The following is a 21049-nucleotide window of genomic DNA, read 5'->3' on the forward strand; positions in this document are numbered from 1 at the left end:
TAAATTAAGTTAGGTGTTATATCAATAGGTTTAACTCAAAAAGAAAAGCTGAAGTTTAACTTCAGCTTTTCATTAAATTATTTTACAGTTTCACGCTCAATAATCATGTCTTGCACATAAGCATATTTAGACTGATCAGCAGCAGGATTTTTAATTTCATAACGTTTTAAACGTACAACTTGGCGTTCACCTGGATTATGTGTAAAGCCTTCGATTTGGTCATAGAAATATGTCCAATCTTTGTCTACTTGAGTTTTTACGCCGTTGTCAGCATATTTGATTTCACGTACTTGAAGGCATTGCATTTTCATCACGCCAGCAGAACATTCTTTAGTTTCTGGGCTAATTTCTAAGAAAATAGTTTCGCCTTGGCTTTGATATTTCGTTTCAGGTGTCATTTTACCTGTAAACACAACTTTACCGCCTGTCGCATTCACTAAAGTTAAAGTTGGGCTTTCAGTATTGGCTGTGTCAAGTACAAAAGCAGTCTTGCCTGCTTGGAACAATGAAGCAGCAAAGCTTTCTTGCTTCATTAATTCAGGTGAACACATCATGTTTGTAGATGCAATATTGCCTGTAACAAGCAAGCCATTTTCAACTTTTGCACTTGTCATTAAACGGTTACAACCTGTAGCGACACTTAAGCGTTGATCAGCAAAGTTGAGTACGATTGGCTGTTTAGTTTCAGTTGGTTGGTATGACCACTGATAAGCATTTAAAGTTTGTTGAGCAGTACCTTGTTGTTGTAATACTTTCACAGCGGTATCACCTAATTTTTGAATATCACCCGATTGACAAGCAGCAAGCGCTAAAGGAAGTACAGCTAAAGCTAAATATTTGAATTTCATATTCTATTCACGTTATTGAAAACTAGGCACAGGATAAAGCATTGTCCATAAAAAGATATGGAGACAGTTTATTAGTTCGGTTTCAAAATGTATCCATATAACCAAAAATTAAACAATACTTAACAAATTGTTATCAATTGTAATGAATTTGAGCCAATTCAGCAATTTAGTCGAAGCGATAAATATCCATACCTAATGCACCCATCGAAAAACTGCTATGTACAATACTAAAGCGATGTCCAGTTCCCATTGCAAAAAAGAGTGGTGCAAAATGTTCGAGCGTAGGGTGGTTTTTTTCGATATAGGGTAAAGCGTCCCACTGCAATACTGCATCATAATCACTATGATTTAATTTACTTACGACATAATTTCTAAAGCTTGAAGCCCACTGAGGAACACGGTTATTTTGATCTTGCCAAGATAACTCTCTTAGATTGTGTGTAATGCTACCTGAGCCTATCAGTAAAATTTGTTTTTCACGTAATGGGCGAAGCGCCTGACCAATTGCATAGATCTGATCAGCATTCATGGTCATCGGTAGGGAAATTTCAATCACTGGAATGTCTGCATCAGGATACATGTGTAACAGAGGCATCCAAACGCCATGATCACGTGGACGTGTACTATTTGCATGCGCAGGGAGTTGAGCTTCAGCCAGTAAATGTAAAATTTCTTCGGCGAGTTCAGGATTTCCCGGTGCAGGGTAACGCATCTCATAGAGTGCTTGAGGAAAACCTCTAAAATCATGCCATGTTTCAGGTCGTACACCTGTATTTACTTCCAGTGCATCACTTTCCCAATGTGCTGACATCACAACGATCGCTTGTGGTACGGGAAGATTTAGCCCAAGTCGATGTAAAGCAGGACCAACTTGTTCGGGATCTAGTGCAAGCATGGGTGAGCCATGTGAGATAAATAAACCGGGAAGTGTTTGTAAGTTCATATCTTTGCGCCTAAATGATCGTTGAATAAATCAAAAGTCCATTCTAACTCAATGAATAATTGGGCGTCAGTGTTCTACTTCAATATCCTGTTGCATGAATACAACATATTCTTTAAAGCTGAAATTATCGATGACGAGATATTTAGGCGTGTAAATCGATATTCCTAAAATTAACCTGCACGATGATACGGGTGATTATGATTTATACTCATCGCACGATACAGTTGTTCGATTAACATGACACGCACCAATGGATGAGGAAGTGTTAGTTTAGAAAGCGACCAGTGCCACGCCGCTGCTTTGCGAACTGCTTCTGAATGACCATCGGGTCCACCAATTGCAAGCACGACATCATTACCTTCGAGCATCCAACTTTTCATGGTTTCAGCCAGTTTTTCTGTACTGAATTCACGACCACCTACCTCAAGTGCAATTAATGTTTCCCCTTGTTTGAGTTGACCAAGAATACTGTCACCTTCGATTTGACGGTATTTTAAAATATCTGCTTCTGAATCATTTTTGCCACGTTTAGCCATGGGTAATTCAATAATTTGAGTCTGTACAAAAGGCTGAATTCTTTTGAAATAATCTTCAAAACCAGTCAGTACCCATGCAGGCATTTTTTGACCAATAGTCAGAATACGGATTTTCATATTAACAATTTCAAACGCTGGAATTACGCCATTATAACGTGATATTGGTTATCCTCAGGCATACAACAAAAACTGTTTTTCCTATTGCTGTTTTTTTAATGATGTTTATTGCATAACTTTTATTGAGCTTATCTATGTTGATGCATTGTCTAATGACTAGAATTTTAAAACAAATGATCCTGATGCTTGTACTGAGCTTTATACTCCCAATATGGGCTATGGCAGCTCAGCCTCTCAATATTCAGCAAGCTGAACCTGATCGGCTTAATAGCTACCTAAAACAAGTGATTCATCCTCAAGCTTTTAGAAATTATCAAAATATACAAGAGCTGGATCGCGTTGCTGCCTTTATTAAACAACAAGTCGAACAGTTTTCTATTCCATGTGAATATCAAACTTACGCGGTTGATGGAAAAAACTATCGTAATGTGGTTTGTCATTTGCAAATGGGACATGCCAAAAAAGTGATTATTGGGGCGCATTATGATGTTTATGGTAATTTCAAAGGTGCAGATGATAACGCCTCTGGCGTTGTTGGACTGATAGAGACGGCTCGAATTTTGGCAACAAATCGACGCCAGTTAAAGCAAAATATTGATTTTGTGTTTTATACCTTGGAAGAGCCGCCTTACTTCCGTACAGAACACATGGGCAGTTTTATCCACGCCCAGTCAATATTAAAACAGAAAGATCAAATTCAAGCGGTCTATATTTTGGAAATGATCGGGTATTTCGATCATAAAAATGTGCAAGATTACCCATCAGGATTGGCTGCATTTTATCCCAAACATGCAAATTTTATTGGTGCTGTGAGTAATTTTAGCTCACGCGCAATAGGTGAAAAATATTGTTCGTCTATGAAAAATCTAAAGCGTTTGGATTGCCAAAGACTCATTGCACCATCATTTGTCAAAGGTGTGGATTTTTCTGATCATTTGAATTATTGGCGTTTCGATATTCCTGCTATTATGATTACCGACACGGCATTTTTTAGAAATAAGCATTACCATACTCCAGAGGATACGGTTGAAAAGCTTAATTTAAATAAAATGGCTGATGTGGTTGATGGTCTAGTCAATACTTTGTTAAAAGACTAATTCTAGGTATGTTTTTCATCAGTCAAAATTACTTTAAATAAGGAGAGCTTATGCAATACGGTGCAATGCAATTGCTCTCAATGTGGATGAAAGATCGCAAAATTCAAAATCAGTCTGAGCATACATTGGATGCTTACTTTCGAGATGTATCGAATTTTATTGATTTCTGCTATGACAAACAGCTTGAATTAAAACAAGTAGAAGCATCAGACTTACGTGAATATGTGGCTTATCGTGTTGAACATGATCAGCTTTCCACCAGTAGTCTACAGCGCCATTTGACTTCGATTCGTCAATTCATGAAATGGGCAAAACAAGGCGGTTACTTGGAAATCAATGCTGCTGATGATTTTCAATTGAAACGTCAACCTCGACCATTACCTGGGATGATTGATATAGAAACGATCAATCAAATCATGGATCAAGCAGAACCCGAAAAACCAGTAGAAAAGCAATTATGGGTGAGAGATAAAGCGATACTTGAGTTGCTCTATTCCAGTGGTTTACGGCTTGCAGAAATTCAGCGTTTAACGATTCGTGATATTGATTTCAATCGGCATTTATTAAGGATCACAGGGAAAGGCAATAAAACTCGAATCGTTCCCTTTGGCTCTAAGGCGCGTGAGAGTCTAGTCGAATGGTTGAAAGTTTATCGAATTTGGCAAGGCGAATTTAGTCCAGATGCTTTTGTTTTTATTACGCAACGTGGCAATAGTATTACACCTCGACAAATTGAAAATCGTGTGAAGTATCAAGCCTTACGAGCAGGAGTAAATGTTGATTTACACCCTCACTTACTGAGACATTGTTTTGCCAGTCATATGTTGTCTAATAGTGGTGATTTAAGAGCGGTTCAAGAAATGTTAGGGCATAGTAATTTAACCACGACTCAAATTTATACGCATGTCGATTTCGATCGTTTGGCACAAGTCTATGATCAAGCACACCCAAGAGCATCAGCTGCAAAAATAAAATAAAAATAAGTAAAACAACGTTGAATAGTTTTTAATTCATGTGAAATTTGGTTTATTGATAAGAATAACTAAACATTTTGTAAATATTTAGCTTGATGGAAAATAAGAATGCTGAGTATTTAAGTATATCATTGATGTAAATAATACTCATTAACTTTTATGGGTATTAACTTATACTTAAAACTAAATAGGAAAAATTATATGCAGGCGTTTATAACAAGAGGTTGCTCAACTGATCATGGGGGTAAAATTATAGAAGGCGAAGATTCTTGGTTGGTTGAGGGAAGGGCGGTACATCTAGAAGGAATGACTCATTATTGTCCAAAATGTAAAATATTATCTAAAGCGATTGGAACTGAACGTGGATTTATATTGATTCAAGGTAAAAACCCGATTGTTCATGGCGATCGTTCAAGTTGTGGTTCAAAATATATCAAAATTTCAGATTTAGCTGGACGTGATGCAGGGAAAGATCATACATCTTCTCAGCTCAAATTGAGTCAACAAAAAAATGGATATTCTGCACAATATCAACTTATAAATGAGTTGGATGGTACAGTGTATAAAAATGTTAAATATAAAATTACTTATGACGATGGTCATATTGTAGAGGGTATTACTGACAATGACGGAATGACTGAAAAATTAAACAGCCGTGATCAGTCTAATCAAATTAGTATCGAAACTTTTGAGAATGACTCATGGTAGATATTTATCGAGGTCAAACAAAACAAAATGCCAAAGTAGAGCAAATCAAAATAAAGCTTCCTGTGCGATTAATCATTTATGGTGGGGCGAAGTCTGCGAGTGACAATAGTGCATTTTTGCATGCTTCAAAAAACGTCATCAAAGATTATAGGAATGACCTACCTATCAAATCTTATTTTATGTCACAGGGAATAAAACAATTGATCAATGCGATAAATAAGAAAGCAGAAAATTCGGTACAATCTTTAGATGTTTTTTCACATGGATCTGAGCTTGGACTTTATACAGTAATAGGAGCTTCATTAAAAAATTCATTATCAGTTGATAATGTAGAATCGGGTGCTCTTGCTTCAAATTTATATAGAGATTTTAGAGTGAAAATAAACCAATGGAGACCTTTTGGTAGCGCTAAATGGATCAATTCTTTTGTTATTTCTGAAATTAATTTTAAAGTATTTACTATCGAATCCAAAATAGAAATACATGGATGCCACTCTGCATTTGATGGTGAAACAGATACCTTATGTGCCTTAATGTCTAAAGCTTTATATCAGGCAGGTAAAAAAAGAAGTGTCGTCATCGGGCATGCTGATTTTGCAACACCGAATAGAGGTGGGACAAAGATAATTAGTCAACAGGACTATCGTCATGAAGAGCGAGTAATTTATAACAATGGAAATGTTATTGCTAGAACCCGAGCAGAAGGTCGAATTTCTTCTTCTTTTATCAAAAAGGCATTAGGTGGTTAAATGGATGAATATAACTATTGGGTTAGTCTTTACTCGATAATTTTTAGTGTACTGATTGCGTCATTGAGCCTTAATTCTGTTACTTGGATTAAAGATAAATTCAATAAGATTTTAGCGTTCTTTGTTTTTACGGGACTATATTCTTTAATTTTAAGTTATTTTTTTGAAAGATCATCCATAGGATATACACAGCAAGAATTTTTACCTACATTTATTTATAAAGGGTATAACTCTCATATTTTTCAAGGGAGTATATATTTATTAATTACTTTTTTAATATTTATTATTCTACTAATAAGGTTGTTTTTAAAGAAAAATAACATCTCTAAGTTGTAGCTTTGTAAAGTCTTGTCTAAGCTAAAAATATTTTAGTATATCTAATGAGTTTATAAAATCAGTGAGAAAAAATTGGGTAATGCTTCTTCTATCCTTATTTGTTTATATTAGATGTAGTTTCTGAATCTCGTAGACATGGCGATGAATTAAAAATGAACAGGTTGAAAAACTTGAAGATCAATTGCTTCGTATTGGGCTTTCAGAAAAACATATGGCAAATTATCAAAAGAGAATAGAAAAATTGGGTGAAATTCAATATTTAATTGATAAATATGGGAAAATTGATTACGAAAGCTTGTTAAATTATTATACTCAAAAAAGATTTATAAATAAACCATTTATCAAAAAAGCTAGGTGTTGAAATGGATGAATATAACTATTGGGTCACCCTTTATTCGATAATTTTTAGTGTACTGATTGCATCATTGAGCCTTAATTCTATTACTTGGATTAAAGATAAATTCAATAAAATTTTAGCGTTCTTTGTTTTTACTGGAATTTATTCAAGTATTTTAAGCTATTTTTTTAGTTATGCATCAATAGGTTATATGGAAAACGATTTTTTATCTAAATTTATATATAAAGGGTACTCATCTAACCTTTTCTTTGGAGTTTTTTTACCATTAATTTCTGTCTTATCAACGATCACTTTGTTGGTCAGAATATTGATTAGAATAAAAATAAAGAGTGTATGAAATGGAACAATATAACTATTGGGTCACCCTTTATTCGATAATTTTTAGTGTACTGATTGCATCCTTGAGCCTTAACTCTATTACTTTGATTAAAGATAAATTCAATAAAATCTTAGCGTTTTTTGTTTTTACGGGACTATATTCTTTCATTTTAAGTTATTTTTTTGGCAAAGCCTTTATTGGTTATACTCAACAAGAACGATTATATAAATTTATATTTGATGGCTATAGACATCACTTATTTTATGGCAATATATATCTAATCCTAACTTGTATATTATTCTTTATTCTAATAATTAGATTGTTGAGGAAAAGAAGAGTAGCTGCATGTTCGTGAGTACATTCGATTGATGACGGAAGTCCATCTAAGTTGTTGAAAACTTCTCATCATTGAGAACATGCACACAGATTAGACACATTTAGCACAGAAAAAAGTCGAATAGATAATTGTTTTTAAAAATGCTCTCATGTATATCTAAGTTTCGTATTTATCAAATACATTTTTATTGATTCAATTTTGCAAAAAATTTAGGTCTTTCAATGATCCCCGAACTTGAACAAAAATATAAGCAACTGACTGAAGCTCAAAAAGAGATTTTTAAGGGCTATGGCTTACGTCAAATTAAACATTTTGTAGAATTTAGCTTACCCAAAATTGAGGCGACATTGCCTGAAGCGGGGAAGGTCTTGGGAATTAATGCTGAAGGAAAAGTCCAAGCAATCAATACCCAAACCAATCAAACCTATCTATGGATATCAGATCAGCAATGGCAAGCGGCTCATACTGTTTCAAGCCATATTGATTTAAAAGAAGATTTTATTGAAATTTGGCAGGTGCTGGAGCTTGAAAAGCAAGATTTGATTGATTTAAGTCATATCCATCGTGATTTTTTAGAGAGCATTGCCAAGTAAGATCTCTTAGTCTTGAAAATCCTGTTTTTTAATTCGATATAACTTTTCCTCTCGTAGTGGATGATGATCATCAAAATCAGGATGCAAGAAGTCATGTGAAAAACGCATTCCAATTTTTTCCATGACTTTTTGTGAAGAAAAATTATGTTTTGCAGTAAAAGCAACAATTTCTTCAAAACCCAATTCTTCAAAAGCAAATCGTAAACAGGCATGAGCACCTTCAGTTGCATAACCTTGATTCCAAAATTTAGGATCAAGTCGCCAGCCAATTTCGATACACGGTGAAAAATCAAACTTTGAAGGTTGTGGATGTAGCCCGATGCAGCCGATGAATTCTTGAGTTTCTAATAGTTCAACAGCCCAAAGCCCCCAACCTTTGATTTCAATAAGGTATTTGATTTGATTGGCTAATTCATCACTTTGCTGGCGATTTAATATTTTGGGGAAAAACTGCATCACTTCAGGATTGGAGGTTATTTTTGCAAAAGCTTCTAAATCAGAAGGTTGCCATTGTCGAAGCAAGAGTCGATCCGTACATAATTCATAAATCATCGTTGATGGGCATCCTTACTTGTTTATTATTTGCTGATGTTTGAATCTTAGCATGTTTACTTTTTAAAGGTTTGGGTTGTCTATACGATAAAGTACATGTTCTGCTAACGCATGTTGCGCATCTAAAGCTGGATGTTGAAAAGAGCAAACATACTGCATTCCCAATCGCTGCATCACTTTTTCAGAAGGTCGATTGGATACAGCTGTAAATGCGACGATCTGTTTTAAAGCCAATCGCTCAAATGCAAATGTTAAGCAAGCTTTAGCAGCTTCTGTTGCATAACCTTTATTCCAATAAGGTCGATCAAGACGCCAGCCAATTTCAACACAGGGTGAAAAACTGAACTTTTCTGGTTGGTCAGCTAATCCTACAAAACCAATAAATTGTTGATTTTCTTTTAACTCGACAGCCCACATACCCCAGCCATAACTTGCGATAAGATGTTGAAATCTTTCTGCTAAAAGATCACTTTGTTGTTTACTCAGTGTAGATGGAAAATACAACATCACTTCTGGATCTGCATTTAAATGTGCAAAAGCATCTAAATCGCTCGCTTGCCATGGTCTTAAAATTAATCTCGGTGTTTCTAACTGTATCGGAGAACTAAATTTTTTCATTGTGTTGCCTTCAATGATTATAATTGCCTAATCGGTGCTTAGATCATTCATACCAACTTTAGGGATTACAGGTCTTCTAAGGGAAGCTGAAAACTTTGTTTGATGATTTGACTAGGTACATCCGTTTTGACACTGGTGATACCATTTTTCTTGGTCAAATGGGTCGATTGAAATTTACGGTAACTTTCCAGATCGGGAACGACTACTTTTAACATCGCATCACACTCTCCCAAAATGATATAGCACTCCATGACTTGAGGAAGCTCTTTCATGGCTTCAATGAATGTATCAATGGTTTCAGCATCTTGTCCCAACAGCCAAATTCGTGAAAATAAAATCAATTGAAACCCAATTTTTTGTGGATCTACCACAGTAGTGTAATTCTGAATGACTTTAGCATCTTCCAAGAGACGAACGCGTCTAAGACAAGAGGAAGGTGATAAGCCAATTTCACGGGCTAAATCGTTATTCTGGATTCGACCATTGGCTTGTAAGGTTCGAATGATATTTTTATCAATACGATCTAACTTTATTAGAATAGTCTTAGATGAAATTTTCATAAAATAGAATTTAATTCGAAAAATAATTAGAATTATAGAATATTTGAAATCCTATTTTAAGCGTTTTCACAGATACTATTTTCTTCTCTCATTCAGACAGAAAGGAAAATTGAGATGTCTGTATTTGTACTTTTTGCCTTAACGGTGCTGCCGTTAATTTTCACACCAGGACCTGATATGTTATTTATCCTGTCACAAGTGATAGGTAAAGATGCGAAATCAGGCATGATGGCGACCCTTGGGGTTTGTTCGGGATACTTGGTTCACTCGATATTGGTTGCACTCGGAATAGCGGCAATCATTGTGTCATTTCCAGTTTTGTTTGAAACCATTCGCTATTTGGGAATTGCTTACTTGTTATATCTAGCTTTTCATCTAATTAAGTCTGTATTTAATACTAAACAAATACAGATTGAGCAAAAAGCGGTATCGAATCCTATTCATAAAGGTTTTTTTACAGCGTTATTGAACCCTAAAGGAATGCTGATATATTTTGCAATTTTACCGCAGTTTATTGATAAGTCAGGAAATACGGTTACCCAAGGTTTTGCATTGTCCTTTATTTTTATTGCTTTGATCTTTGTGGTGTATTGCAGTTTGAGTTTGGTTGTTGCCAAAGTGACGCAAAAACAACAGATCAATGAACGTAATCAAAAATGGATTGATGGCGGTTCTGGAACATTATTGACCCTTGCGGCAGCTTGGCTAATCGTAAATTCATAAAACCATAAAGATAAGACGGGATTCAAAATCATGCCCGTTTTATCTTTTTTTGTATTTTGTTACAAGTTTAATGCCTAAATAATCACAAATTTAATGAATAAACATAGTGAGAAAAATTGCTGAATCTGTCTGAAATGACAAAGCCTACATTTGTAAATTTTTTTATGTTGGCATCCCGTTGATTGATTGATAATTTATCTTAATCATTTTGATTATTTATACAGAATTTATACAAATAATGTTATTTATCAATATATAAATATTGTCGAAATAGTATTCTTATACGTCTTAGTTAAACCTTTTAGAAAAAATGTGAACTGTACGTTCAGGCTTTTTTAAGACTTTTTAGCGCTGTTTTGTGAATTGTGACTTGACCGAAATGCCAATCACATTGCAAGATAGGACACCTAAATAATTTTAAATGAAGCGTTATTATAACTCTTCTTAACATTTACTTTTGCTAAAACAGCCGAGGATTACATGAAGGCTCTTGTTGCTGTAAAACGTGTGGTTGATGCCAACGTTAAAGTTCGCGTTAAACCGGACAATAGTGGGGTAGACCTTACTAACGTTAAAATGTCAATTAACCCATTTTGTGAAATCGCAGTGGAAGAAGCGGTTCGCTTAAAAGAAAAAGGAACAGTTTCAGAAATCGTTGTTGTTTCTGTTGGTCCTAAAGAAGCGCAAGAACAAATTCGTTCTGCAATGGCTTTGGGTGCAGACCGCGGTATCTTGGTTGAAACTACAGATGAAATTGGTGCTTTAGAAGTTGCTAAAATTCTTAAAGGTGTAGTTGAACAAGAACAACCACAACTGATCCTTTTAGGTAAACAAGCGATTGATGATGACTCGAATCAAGTAGGTCAAATGCTTGGTGCATTATTAAATGCAGGTCAAGGTACATTTGCTTCTGTTGTAACTGTAAATGGCGACAAAGTTCAAGTTACTCGTGAAGTAGACGGTGGTTTACAAACTGTAGAGCTTAACACGCCTGCGATCATTACCACTGACTTACGTTTGAACGAGCCACGTTATGCGGCACTTCCAAACATCATGAAAGCACGTAAAAAACCGCTTGATACGAAATCTCCTGCAGATTATGGCGTTACAGCAGCGTCTAAACTTAAAACAGTTAAAGTTGAACCGCCTGCAGAGCGTAAAGCTGGTGTGCAAGTGAAGTCTGTAGACGAGCTTGTTGAAAAACTTAAAAATGAAGCGAAAGTGATCTAATACAGAAGGATAAAATCATGAGTATTTTAGTTATCGCTGAGCACGACAATAAGACACTTAACGGTGCAACTTTAAACGTTGTTGCTGCAGCTCAAAAAATCGGTGGTGATGTCACTGTATTGGTTGCAGGTTCTGGTGCTCAAGCAGTTGCAGATGCTGCTGCAAAAGTTGCTGGCGTAAGCAAAGTTTTACTTGCTGATGATGCTGCTTATGCAAATCAGTTGGCTGAGAATGTTGCGAAACTTGTTGCTGAATTAGGTAAAGGCTATACCCATATCCTTGCTGCTTCTACAACGACTGGTAAAAACATTCTTCCACGTGCTGCTGCACTTTTAGACGTCAGCATGATTACTGATATCATTGCTGTTGAAGGTCCAAAAACTTTCAAACGCCCAATCTATGCAGGTAACGCGATTGCAACAGTTCAATCTGATGAAGCAATTGTTGTTGCAACTGTACGTGGTACTGCATTTGACCCAGTTGCTGCTGAAGGCGGTTCTGCTGCGGTTGAATCAGTTGCTTCTACAGGTGATGCTGGCATTTCTAAGTTTATTTCTGAAGAAATCGTGAAATCAGAACGCCCAGAATTAACAGCAGCTCGTATTGTTGTTTCTGGTGGTCGTGGTGTTGGTTCTGGTGAGAACTACCATAAAGTACTTGATCCACTTGCTGATAAGCTTGGTGCTGCTCAAGGTGCTTCACGTGCTGCCGTTGATGCTGGTTTCGTTCCAAACGACATGCAAGTTGGTCAAACAGGTAAGATTGTTGCACCAGACCTTTATGTTGCTGTTGGTATTTCAGGTGCGATTCAGCACTTGGCAGGTATGAAAGATTCTAAAGTGATCGTAGCGATCAACAAAGATGAAGAAGCACCAATCAATGCAGTAGCTGATTACTGGTTAGTGGGTGATTTGAATACTGTCGTTCCAGAGTTAGTTTCTAAACTTTAATTCTAGAATTCAGTGTCAAAAAAGCGCTTAGGATTACCTGAGCGCTTTTTTAGTTTTTGAATGATTGAAGTTAACACAATATAAATCAGATCATTAACATGGGTATTTTAAGCGTTTGTATTGAACGTTTATTTTGAATTTTAGGCTCCAATAGCCTTTTTTTATACATATTTTAAAGAACTATAATTTAAGATCAATAGATCATTGCCTTAGTGAACTGTGCGCAAAAAGCATTTTCAATTGCTATGCTTAAACCGTCTTATTATTCATATATGTGATTTGATATTAATTGTTTACTTTAAATGAACTGTAGATCTTTTATACGAATTTTTAGAAGCTTTGGATGATTTAATTTGCTTTGCATTTTTGAATTATAAATCGTCTATGGATCGTGATGTGACATAGAAGTTGCCATAGAGAGTGGGCTGATACGATAAAAAAACCAGGCACTGCTTTGTTTGCAGCGCAAAAATACGTTTAAACAAGTAAACTCAAACCTTAACTGGTTTATCGTTTTTTTAATTTAAAACAAGTACGTCATTTGTTTAGTTTTACTTTATAAATCGATAAAAATAAATAAAATATTGTGATATTATTAGATTTAATGTTCGCTTTTGTGATTTTGTTAACATTTAAAATTAATTAAACTTAATTTTAAAAATAAAACTCTAAAGGTGGAGTCAACATATTATAAATTGAATAGGAAATACTTTGAAAATCTCTAATCAAAAAAACATTACACAAAAAATCACGGCACAAAAAGTCATAGTATTGATCTTGCCTATGATGCTCACAGGTTGCTTTTCAATCACACACCAAATGTTAAAAAAACCTGCTGTAAATACTGAGAATATTGTTGTTTCTCAGTCGGATGATGTATTGGTTGGTTTGGCACAGCGACAACAGCAATACTATTTTATTGGACAGCACTATATTCTTGAAATACCGAAGAAACAGTTGAATCTTGAGAGCTTACAATCTGGTTTAAACATACAAAAAATGATCATTAATGAAAATCAGCCTTTGCAAGTGAATGTAAATATTGCAACTCAACAACAGCAAGGGTTAAATATTATAGTACGTTATGAAAAAGCTGATCAGACCTTATCTGAAAAAGAACGTCAAACGCTACAGCAGAACGGTTTTAGCAAAACCACAATACAGCCTAATTGGAGTAAAACTTTCAAATCTGATTTTAAATTTTATAAAATTGGAGCGCAAACACAGCTAAATTTTCAGCCTTATACTGGGACATTACAGAAAATTCCTGTACAAATTAGCTTCTTTAAGCAAAAGAAATCATTTGATGCTGTACAAGCGCTAGACAATACTTTTAATATGGTATTGGCAGGCGCGTTGGATGTAGTGACTTTACCTTTTCAAATTTTAACAGTATCTGTGATCCGTGAAGGTATTCATCAGACCGCGGAACAACGAAAAAAATCTGAATCTCAACCTGCACAGAAAACTTTACCGCAGACTCAATAATTTAACTTTAAAATAGAAAAAATATGAAGTGTCCTAAATGTAATGCCGAAAATATTAATGAAGCTGTCAAATGCGGCATTTGTGGTGCTCGCCTAAAACATATTAAACAGAATAATATATTTACAGGGAGCAGCAATGTTGAATCGTCCGTACGCCGAGAAAATAAAAAAGCACCAACACCACCAAAACAGGGCACTCCACCTGAGTCAAAATCATTAACAGAAAGCTTAATGGATAAAAATGTTTCAATTGAGGATAAAGCACGGATTTTTTTAGATTCTTGGCAGGATAAAGCCAAAGACACTTGGGGAGATACACAAAATCCGAAGAAAAAGAAAAATTTAAAAATTGTATGGATACTTTTAGCGGTTTTTATGTTTGGTCCAGCCGTGTTGGGCATCGTTGCGAGTGTCGTGATTCCAGCTGTAATGTCAGTGATTGGTATTACAAATGTCGATCATTCTGATACAGATGAAGATGCTGAGGCGACAGATGTTGCAACAGCCGCCGCTGAGGATATAAATGCGGATGATGAAATAGATAGTATTAAAAATCAGTTATTTTCTCGCTATAGCGCAGTAGAAGAATTTCAGAAAGATATCGAAAAGTATTATCAGAAAACAGGGAAACTACCTACGCAGTTGAAGCAATTAGAACCCTATACTGAAACTGGTTTTAGTGATTATACTTATCAATATTTTGCGGTGGGTCAAAATGGCTCAATCGTTGGGTTATTTCGACTGGAACCAGAAAAAAAGATCTATGCTGTACCTGAAATTCGACATAAAAAAATTGTAGGGTGGACGTGTTATAGTATTGGTATAGAAGATGATTTGCTCAAAGACTGCCAATACTTAGACCATGACCCTTTTAAGTAATCGTTTTAATATGAGTTCAATCAAAAATACTGAACATCCAATGTTTGGTAGAATTTACATTTTCATCGTCTGCCTTTTTGCTTTAGTAATCGGTCTGCCGTTATTTTTTAAGATGCAACATTCGATGTGGATGCAAGGTTTACTGGCATATGGGTTTCTGTTGATCTTAATTGGATTTGTTCTTTATCATTTGGCATTTATTTATCGTGCCGATGATGCTGATGTGCAAATGTGGATGGATCAATATGTTTTAAATGAGCCGACTTATTTACATCATGTGATTTTTCATTTTGTATTTTTTATGAGTTTATTGGTCATTACACATTTTGTTTTTGTATTTTATAAATTATTTAGAACCACAGATTAACAAAAAAATGTTTTAAATCAGGTTAAATTTTACCTCAATTTATTTGAAAATGCTTTGAAATAGACATGCATACACGATGATTTTCGCTGTTATTGATTTGATCTTAATACAGCAAATCTAAGTTGGATAAGTGATTTAAATATCGACGTGTTGATCAGTTTGAGTTTTGTTGTTCTACTGCTAATTTTACAGGCATTTTTAATCTCAAAAAAATCTTAAATTTGCTTAAAAATACTACAAAAAATCATGATTATAGTGGGGATGGATTGGCACAAAAGTAATAGAATTTATGCTATACTGTATGACTGAATTTTACATTTTGGCTCAACTTTTTTTGAGCTAAATTTTGACTAGCTAGATGATATAAATGAACAGCCGCAACGAGTGCTGTTTGTAATAAGGAGTATGCATGAGCGTATCGGAAACTAGACCGATTGCCATTGAGGATGAACTAAAAAGCTCATATCTCGATTATGCCATGAGTGTTATTGTATCTCGTGCATTACCAGACGTGAGAGATGGCTTAAAGCCCGTTCATCGTCGTGTGCTATTCGCTATGCACGAGTTAGGCAATGATTATAACAAAGCTTATAAAAAATCGGCACGTGTTGTTGGTGACGTAATCGGTAAATATCACCCACATGGTGACTCAGCTGTTTATGAAACCATTGTTCGTATGGCGCAAGACTTTAGCTTACGTTATCAATTGGTTGATGGTCAGGGAAACTTTGGTTCTGTCGATGGTGACAGTGCCGCAGCGATGCGTTATACCGAAGTTCGTATGCGCAAATTGACCCACGAAATACTGGCTGACCTAGAGAAAGATACAGTCGAATGGGAAGATAACTATGATGGATCTGAGCGTATCCCTCAAGTTATGCCAACACGTATTCCCTACTTATTGATCAATGGTGTAACGGGTATTGCTGTGGGTATGGCGACCAATATGGCGCCGCATAACCTGACAGAAGTGATCAATGCTTGTTTAGCGTATGCAAATAATCCGAATATCTCTGTTGAAGGATTGATGGAACATGTGACTGGTCCAGACTTCCCTACAGGTGGTATTATTTATGGTAAATCAGGAATTGTAGATGCTTACCGTACAGGTAAAGGTCGTTTGCACATTCGTGGTAAATATCATTTTGAAGAAGACCAGAAAACAGGTCGCACAACAATCGTATTTACAGAAATTCCATATCAAGTCAATAAAGCAAAAACCATTGAGCGAATTGCTGAATTGGTTAAAGAAAAGAAACTTGAAGGTATTTCAGAGCTACGTGATGAATCTGATAAAGATGGGATGCGCATTGCGATTGACTTAAAGCGTGGAGAAAATGCTGAAGTTATCGTCAATAATTTATTCCTCAATACCCAATTAGAAAACTCTTTCAGCATTAATATGGTCTGTCTTGATAATGGTCAGCCTAAACTAATGAATTTAAAAGATATTGTTGCGGCATTTATTCGTCATCGTCAAGAAGTTGTGACTCGCCGCACCATGTTCGAATTACGTAAAGCGCGTGAACGTGGACATATCTTGGAAGGTTTGACTGTTGCTTTAGCCAATATTGATGAAATTATTGAGACCATCAAAACTTCGGCAAATCCAACAGAAGCGCGTGAACGTCTACTTGCGGGTGAATGGGCAGGTGGCAATGTTGTTGCATTGCTCGAAAAAGCAGGTGCAATTTCAGTTCGCCCAGATGAGATCGAAGGTGAAGATCCAAATCGACCATTTGGTTTAGATGGTTTGGTTTACCGTTTGTCTCCAGCGCAAGTCGGCGCAATTTTAGAATTACGTTTGCATCGTTTAACAGGTCTTGAACAAGACAAGTTACAAGCAGAATATTCTGAAATTTTGGCTCAAATTGCTGAACTCACCGCAATTTTAAATGATTTTAATTTGTTGATGGGCGTGATCAAAGAAGAGTTAGCGTTGATTCTTCAGCAATATGGTGATGGTCGTCGTACCGAGATTGTTGAATCTCGTATTGACTTCTCACGTGAAGATTTAATCCCTGAAGAGCAAGTGGTATTGACCGTTTCTAAGTCGGGTTATGCCAAAACTCAGCCATTGTCAGACTACGCTGCTCAACGCCGTGGTGGACGTGGTAAGTCGGCTACGACGATGAAAGAAGACGATTATATTCAGCACTTAATTGTGACTTCAAACCATGCAACAGTGTTGTGCTTTACCAATGTGGGTAAAGTATATCGCTTAAAAGTATTTGAAGTACCACAAGCATCTCGTGGTGCAAAAGGACGCCCAATGGTGAACTTGTTGCCATTAGATGCGGATGAAACAATTACAGCGATTCTTCCTGTGATTGATGCACCGAAGAAATTTACAGAACGTTTAACTGAGTTTAGAAGTTTTGTGCGTACAAATGTCGCAAAACTTCGTGAAAATGCCATTATCGATTCGCACTATGAAGCATTAAAAGCTGCATTTGCTGAATTAGGCGAAAACCCAGATGATTTATCAGATGCTTTACGTAAGCAGTTGAAAGAAATTGGATTGGAATTATCTGCTTCAGATCTTGATGATGAATTGATTGCAGAATTTGCAGAACGTGTAGAAAGTGTTCGCAAAAACTTCTATGTATTTATGGCAACAGCATCAGGTACTGTTAAACGTGTTGAATTAGAACAATTCAGTAATGTACGTTCAAATGGTTTACGTGCAATTGAGTTAAAAGAAGAAGATACGTTGATTGGTGTGGCAATTACCGATGGTGAACAGCAAATCATGTTGTTCTCAAATGAAGGTAAGGCAATCCGCTTCTCTGAAACTGACGCGCGTGTGATGGGGCGTACAGCGAAAGGTGTTCGTGGTATGCGTGTTAGCTTGGCTGCTGCTCAAGCTGAAGAAGACTCAGAAACCGATGTAGATTCAGATGATGAAGATTCTTCAGATTTGAATATCGTGAGTCGTATTGTCTCATTGGTTGTTGTGCCTGAAACTGGAGAGGTGCTTTGTGCATCTGCAAATGGTTATGGTAAACGTACACCTGTAGATGATTTCCCAACCAAGAAACGTGGCGGTAAGGGTGTGATTGCAATCAAAACATCTGAACGTAATGGTGAATTGGTCGGCGCGGTTGCAATTGATGCATCCAAAGAGTTAATGCTGATTTCAGACGGTGGTACTTTAGTTCGTACCCGAGCTTCGGAAGTTGCAAGAACGGGTCGTAATGCTCAAGGTGTTCGTTTGATTCGCTTAGGTAATGAAGAAGTCTTGGTCGGTGTGGTTGCGGTTGAAGCAGTTGAAGAAGAATTAGCTGCACTTGTTGATGAAGATCATACTGATAGTTCAGAGCAGTTGATTGATGCTGAAAAATTAGTAGATGAGGAAACTATCATGGACGAGGGTGAAACTGAGTCTGATGAAGGTGCCTCAGAAGAATAATTCTATACGGCATAGAAGGACGCTTAGGCGTCCTTTTTATCATTTAAAAATCAATAAAAAAGATCGTTGAGTCAATTAAACAATGAAAAAATTATATAAACTTTCTTTGATAAGTAGTGCTTTTATATTGGGTGCTTGTGATCAAGTGAAAAATTTTAGTGATCAAAAAAAGCAAGAACTCGTCGCAAAGCTTGAGCATAAAATGAATGAAAAAATGCGAGAATTGACTGAGCAAGAGGAGCAAAATGCAGAGGCACTCTATATTGCGATTCGAGACAAAGATGTTGCAACCATAGAAAAATTACTCGAACCTAAAGTTTATCAAGAGATGCAGGATGATGAAACAGCGCTTTTAGAGTTATCCAGTTATATTCCTTACTATGATCCTTTATTGAAAAAAGAGCGAATTTCATTTGGCAATCAATATTATGTCGGAGAAGGGCATTTTGTTATAGCCACTTATCTTTATGATTATGGTAAATCACAAAATCGTTATACGGTTACGTTTCGAGCAGATCAGACTCATAAAAATATTGCAGGTATCAATATACATAGGACTATTTACTGATCGCAATTGAAATTCAACTGACTATTTTAATTATATTTTTTCATCAAACTTCTAGAAATTTAACAATAAAGGTAACATATTTGGAAAATTTAACGATGCGATGTGTCGAAGGTACAATAGCAACAACGTCATATGATAAAAATACTGAACAATTTCGCTTAGTGATTGATCAAATGAATTATACATTCCCATTAAAAAGTGATTTCTATTTTAAGGTGGGTGATCGCGTCAAAATTATTTTCCATGGAAAACATGATGAAATAGACGCGGTGTTTAAACTAGATGATGGATTGCTATATTTGAATGATGCAATCTATCAGGTGAACGCTAAAAAACTATCTAATCAATTATATAAAACATGGTTTTCTACATTTTGGATCATTTTAATTTTAGTTTTAGAATTGGTGATTTATCAATTGGTCATGGACAGCACGGTTTATTATTTTGATATTGTCCAATACGTTTTCGGTATTTTATGTTTATCTGTACTGTTGACTTGCTTTTTTTTAGTTCATCGTCTGATCAACCCTCAATATCAATATGCAGATCAAGTATTTAAATTACTGCAACTACCTAGTTTAGATCAACAGCAACTCCAATATTTCAGGATGACAAACTCGTATTTTGAAGTCATTCCAGATCTTTATTTTATGGAGCATGTACTGAATATTTCTAAAAAGCATAATTTGATTCAATCTCAAGCATTGGTTGAAAGAATGTGCAATCAGCGGAATAGAGAAAATTTAACTGAGTTTCAAGAGCTTAAATTTAAGCTGCAAGCACAAAAAGGCGAAATTAACAATATTCGATCGCAAAAGATTCCCTTGTCAGCAAAAGACACAGACCCATTTTTTGAGGTTACAGCAACATTAAATGGCTTACCGATTTATGGTTATTTTGATGAGTTTTATGTCAAGAATGGACGAAATGTTGATGTTGTTTTAACAGAATTTCCAGATGAGAAGGGCTACTATATTTGGTATTTATACGACCGAGAGCGGTATTTATACTTAGATGAAGATCAACCCACCACCCTGAGTCAACATCATGGATGGGCTGAATGTGTAATCATGATCATTGTGATGGCTGCAATCTTATTTTTTATTTGGTTGTTTTTTGCTTTGGTTGCTGACTTTGTATTTTTTACCTATCTATATTTTGCAATCATGTTAATGGTCATCTTGTATCAAGTGGCTTTAGTTTTTTATAAACGCAAATTTGATACTGAAGCTAAAATGGGGTTTTATATTTATAATCAGATCACAGCACTGATCAAACTTCCAAGAAGTATTTATTTATCAGACTTAATTTTATATAAGATCGATCGAGATGAGGCATTTGAAACCAAGAGTAGAACTGGATATGACCTTAAACTTAAACCGTAGTCTTATGGTCGTTTAAAGATAAGCGAATTGGTTTTGATCTGGAGTGTGTCTATGCTTAAACTTATTTATTATGTTCCTGAATCCCATTTGGAAATCACTAAGCAAGCCATTTTTGATGCGGGTGCTGGAGGAATTGGGGACTACGAGCATTGTGCATGGCAAGTTTTAGGTATGGGACAATTTAAACCGATAAAAGGAGCGAAGCCTTTTATTGGGGAGTTAGGTCATTTAGAACAACTGCCTGAATGGCGTGTAGAAACTATTGTTCCAGAGCTAAAAGCAAGGTCTGTGGCAAAAGCTTTGAAAATGAGTCATCCCTATGAAGAACCAGCTTTTGAATTTATCCAAATGATTGATATCAACATATAGCTGAAATATACCCGCTCTCTAGAGAGCGGGTTAG

Annotated in this window: 21 protein-coding genes; 15 read left to right on the plus strand and 6 right to left on the minus strand. The window is 35.8% G+C overall.

Going from position 1 to position 21049, the window contains the following annotated elements; translation table 11 throughout:
- Positions 1-77 precede the first annotated feature (77 nt).
- The 3 genes from ACINWC743_RS01765 to rlmH all read right to left on the minus strand — a co-directional run bounded on the left by ACINWC743_RS01765 (position 78) and on the right by rlmH (position 2444).
- The gene (locus ACINWC743_RS01765) at positions 78-848 is read right to left on the minus strand and encodes an META and DUF4377 domain-containing protein (RefSeq protein WP_005032894.1); all 771 of its coding nucleotides are present in this window, start codon (positions 846-848) and stop codon (positions 78-80) included.
- Between the two features lie 166 nt (positions 849-1014).
- The gene (locus ACINWC743_RS01770; protein ID WP_005032891.1) at positions 1015-1791 is read right to left on the minus strand and encodes a dioxygenase; all 777 of its coding nucleotides are present in this window, start codon (positions 1789-1791) and stop codon (positions 1015-1017) included.
- Positions 1792-1961: 170 nt separating this feature from the next.
- The gene (gene rlmH / locus ACINWC743_RS01775; RefSeq protein ID WP_004829391.1) at positions 1962-2444 is read right to left on the minus strand and encodes a 23S rRNA (pseudouridine(1915)-N(3))-methyltransferase RlmH; all 483 of its coding nucleotides are present in this window, start codon (positions 2442-2444) and stop codon (positions 1962-1964) included.
- Between the two features lie 182 nt (positions 2445-2626).
- On the opposite strand from rlmH, the gene ACINWC743_RS01780 reads away from it, so the two are divergent.
- The 5 genes from ACINWC743_RS01780 (at position 2627) to ACINWC743_RS01815 (ending at position 7915) form a co-directional block, all read left to right on the plus strand.
- Positions 2627-3541, plus strand: coding sequence for a M28 family peptidase (locus tag ACINWC743_RS01780; protein ID WP_009584196.1), 915 nt, complete (start codon positions 2627-2629; stop codon positions 3539-3541).
- Between the two features lie 80 nt (positions 3542-3621).
- Positions 3622-4518 (plus strand): site-specific tyrosine recombinase/integron integrase, encoded by an 897-nt coding sequence (xerA, locus tag ACINWC743_RS01785; RefSeq protein WP_162987692.1) that lies wholly within the window; start codon positions 3622-3624, stop codon positions 4516-4518.
- 198 nt (positions 4519-4716) lie between these two features.
- Positions 4717-5223: a PAAR domain-containing protein gene (locus ACINWC743_RS01790; protein WP_009584202.1), complete on the plus strand. Its 507-nt coding sequence runs from the start codon at positions 4717-4719 to the stop codon at positions 5221-5223.
- Positions 5217-5972: a hypothetical protein gene (locus ACINWC743_RS01795; RefSeq protein ID WP_009584118.1), complete on the plus strand. Its 756-nt coding sequence runs from the start codon at positions 5217-5219 to the stop codon at positions 5970-5972. The genes ACINWC743_RS01790 and ACINWC743_RS01795 overlap by 7 nt, the downstream gene beginning before the upstream one ends.
- A 1571-nt stretch (positions 5973-7543) precedes the next feature.
- Complete coding sequence (locus ACINWC743_RS01815) at positions 7544-7915, plus strand: hypothetical protein (protein ID WP_004829387.1); 372 nt, start codon at positions 7544-7546, stop codon at positions 7913-7915.
- Positions 7916-7921: 6 nt separating this feature from the next.
- Here ACINWC743_RS01815 and ACINWC743_RS01820 read toward each other — a convergent pair whose 3' ends face one another.
- The 3 genes from ACINWC743_RS01820 to ACINWC743_RS01830 all read right to left on the minus strand — a co-directional run bounded on the left by ACINWC743_RS01820 (position 7922) and on the right by ACINWC743_RS01830 (position 9645).
- Complete coding sequence (locus ACINWC743_RS01820) at positions 7922-8467, minus strand: GNAT family N-acetyltransferase (RefSeq protein ID WP_004829386.1); 546 nt, start codon at positions 8465-8467, stop codon at positions 7922-7924.
- Between the two features lie 63 nt (positions 8468-8530).
- A complete protein-coding gene (locus ACINWC743_RS01825) occupies positions 8531-9085 on the minus strand; it encodes a GNAT family N-acetyltransferase (RefSeq protein ID WP_009584174.1) in 555 nt (184 codons plus the stop codon).
- Positions 9086-9150: 65 nt separating this feature from the next.
- Positions 9151-9645, minus strand: a complete 495-nt coding sequence (locus ACINWC743_RS01830; RefSeq protein WP_004829384.1) for an Lrp/AsnC family transcriptional regulator — start codon at positions 9643-9645, stop codon at positions 9151-9153.
- Positions 9646-9759: 114 nt separating this feature from the next.
- On the opposite strand from ACINWC743_RS01830, the gene ACINWC743_RS01835 reads away from it, so the two are divergent.
- From ACINWC743_RS01835 to ACINWC743_RS01880, 10 genes are all read left to right on the plus strand, one after another.
- Positions 9760-10368, plus strand: a complete 609-nt coding sequence (locus ACINWC743_RS01835; protein WP_009584221.1) for a LysE family translocator — start codon at positions 9760-9762, stop codon at positions 10366-10368.
- Positions 10369-10848: 480 nt separating this feature from the next.
- Positions 10849-11598: an electron transfer flavoprotein subunit beta/FixA family protein gene (locus ACINWC743_RS01840; protein WP_004829381.1), complete on the plus strand. Its 750-nt coding sequence runs from the start codon at positions 10849-10851 to the stop codon at positions 11596-11598.
- 17 nt (positions 11599-11615) lie between these two features.
- Positions 11616-12548, plus strand: coding sequence for an FAD-binding protein (locus tag ACINWC743_RS01845; RefSeq protein ID WP_004829379.1), 933 nt, complete (start codon positions 11616-11618; stop codon positions 12546-12548).
- A 711-nt stretch (positions 12549-13259) separates the two neighbouring features.
- Positions 13260-14036 carry a hypothetical protein gene (locus tag ACINWC743_RS01850; RefSeq protein WP_009584120.1) on the plus strand — a complete coding sequence of 259 codons (777 nt, stop codon included), beginning with the start codon at positions 13260-13262 and terminating at the stop codon, positions 14034-14036.
- 23 nt (positions 14037-14059) lie between these two features.
- A complete protein-coding gene (locus ACINWC743_RS01855; RefSeq protein WP_009584206.1) occupies positions 14060-14914 on the plus strand; it encodes a zinc ribbon domain-containing protein in 855 nt (284 codons plus the stop codon).
- 10 nt (positions 14915-14924) lie between these two features.
- Positions 14925-15281 (plus strand): hypothetical protein, encoded by a 357-nt coding sequence (locus ACINWC743_RS01860; protein WP_004829372.1) that lies wholly within the window; start codon positions 14925-14927, stop codon positions 15279-15281.
- Positions 15282-15690: 409 nt separating this feature from the next.
- Complete coding sequence (gene gyrA / locus ACINWC743_RS01865; protein ID WP_009584177.1) at positions 15691-18693, plus strand: DNA gyrase subunit A; 3003 nt, start codon at positions 15691-15693, stop codon at positions 18691-18693.
- An 82-nt stretch (positions 18694-18775) separates the two neighbouring features.
- Positions 18776-19261 carry a hypothetical protein gene (locus ACINWC743_RS01870; protein WP_009584170.1) on the plus strand — a complete coding sequence of 162 codons (486 nt, stop codon included), beginning with the start codon at positions 18776-18778 and terminating at the stop codon, positions 19259-19261.
- 80 nt (positions 19262-19341) lie between these two features.
- Positions 19342-20646, plus strand: a complete 1305-nt coding sequence (locus ACINWC743_RS01875) for a hypothetical protein (protein WP_227510888.1) — start codon at positions 19342-19344, stop codon at positions 20644-20646.
- 51 nt (positions 20647-20697) lie between these two features.
- Positions 20698-21015 carry a hypothetical protein gene (locus ACINWC743_RS01880; RefSeq protein ID WP_009584168.1) on the plus strand — a complete coding sequence of 106 codons (318 nt, stop codon included), beginning with the start codon at positions 20698-20700 and terminating at the stop codon, positions 21013-21015.
- Positions 21016-21049 lie beyond the last annotated feature (34 nt).

The organism is Acinetobacter sp. WC-743 (assembly GCF_000335555.1).
Lineage (GTDB): Bacteria > Pseudomonadota > Gammaproteobacteria > Pseudomonadales > Moraxellaceae > Acinetobacter > Acinetobacter bereziniae.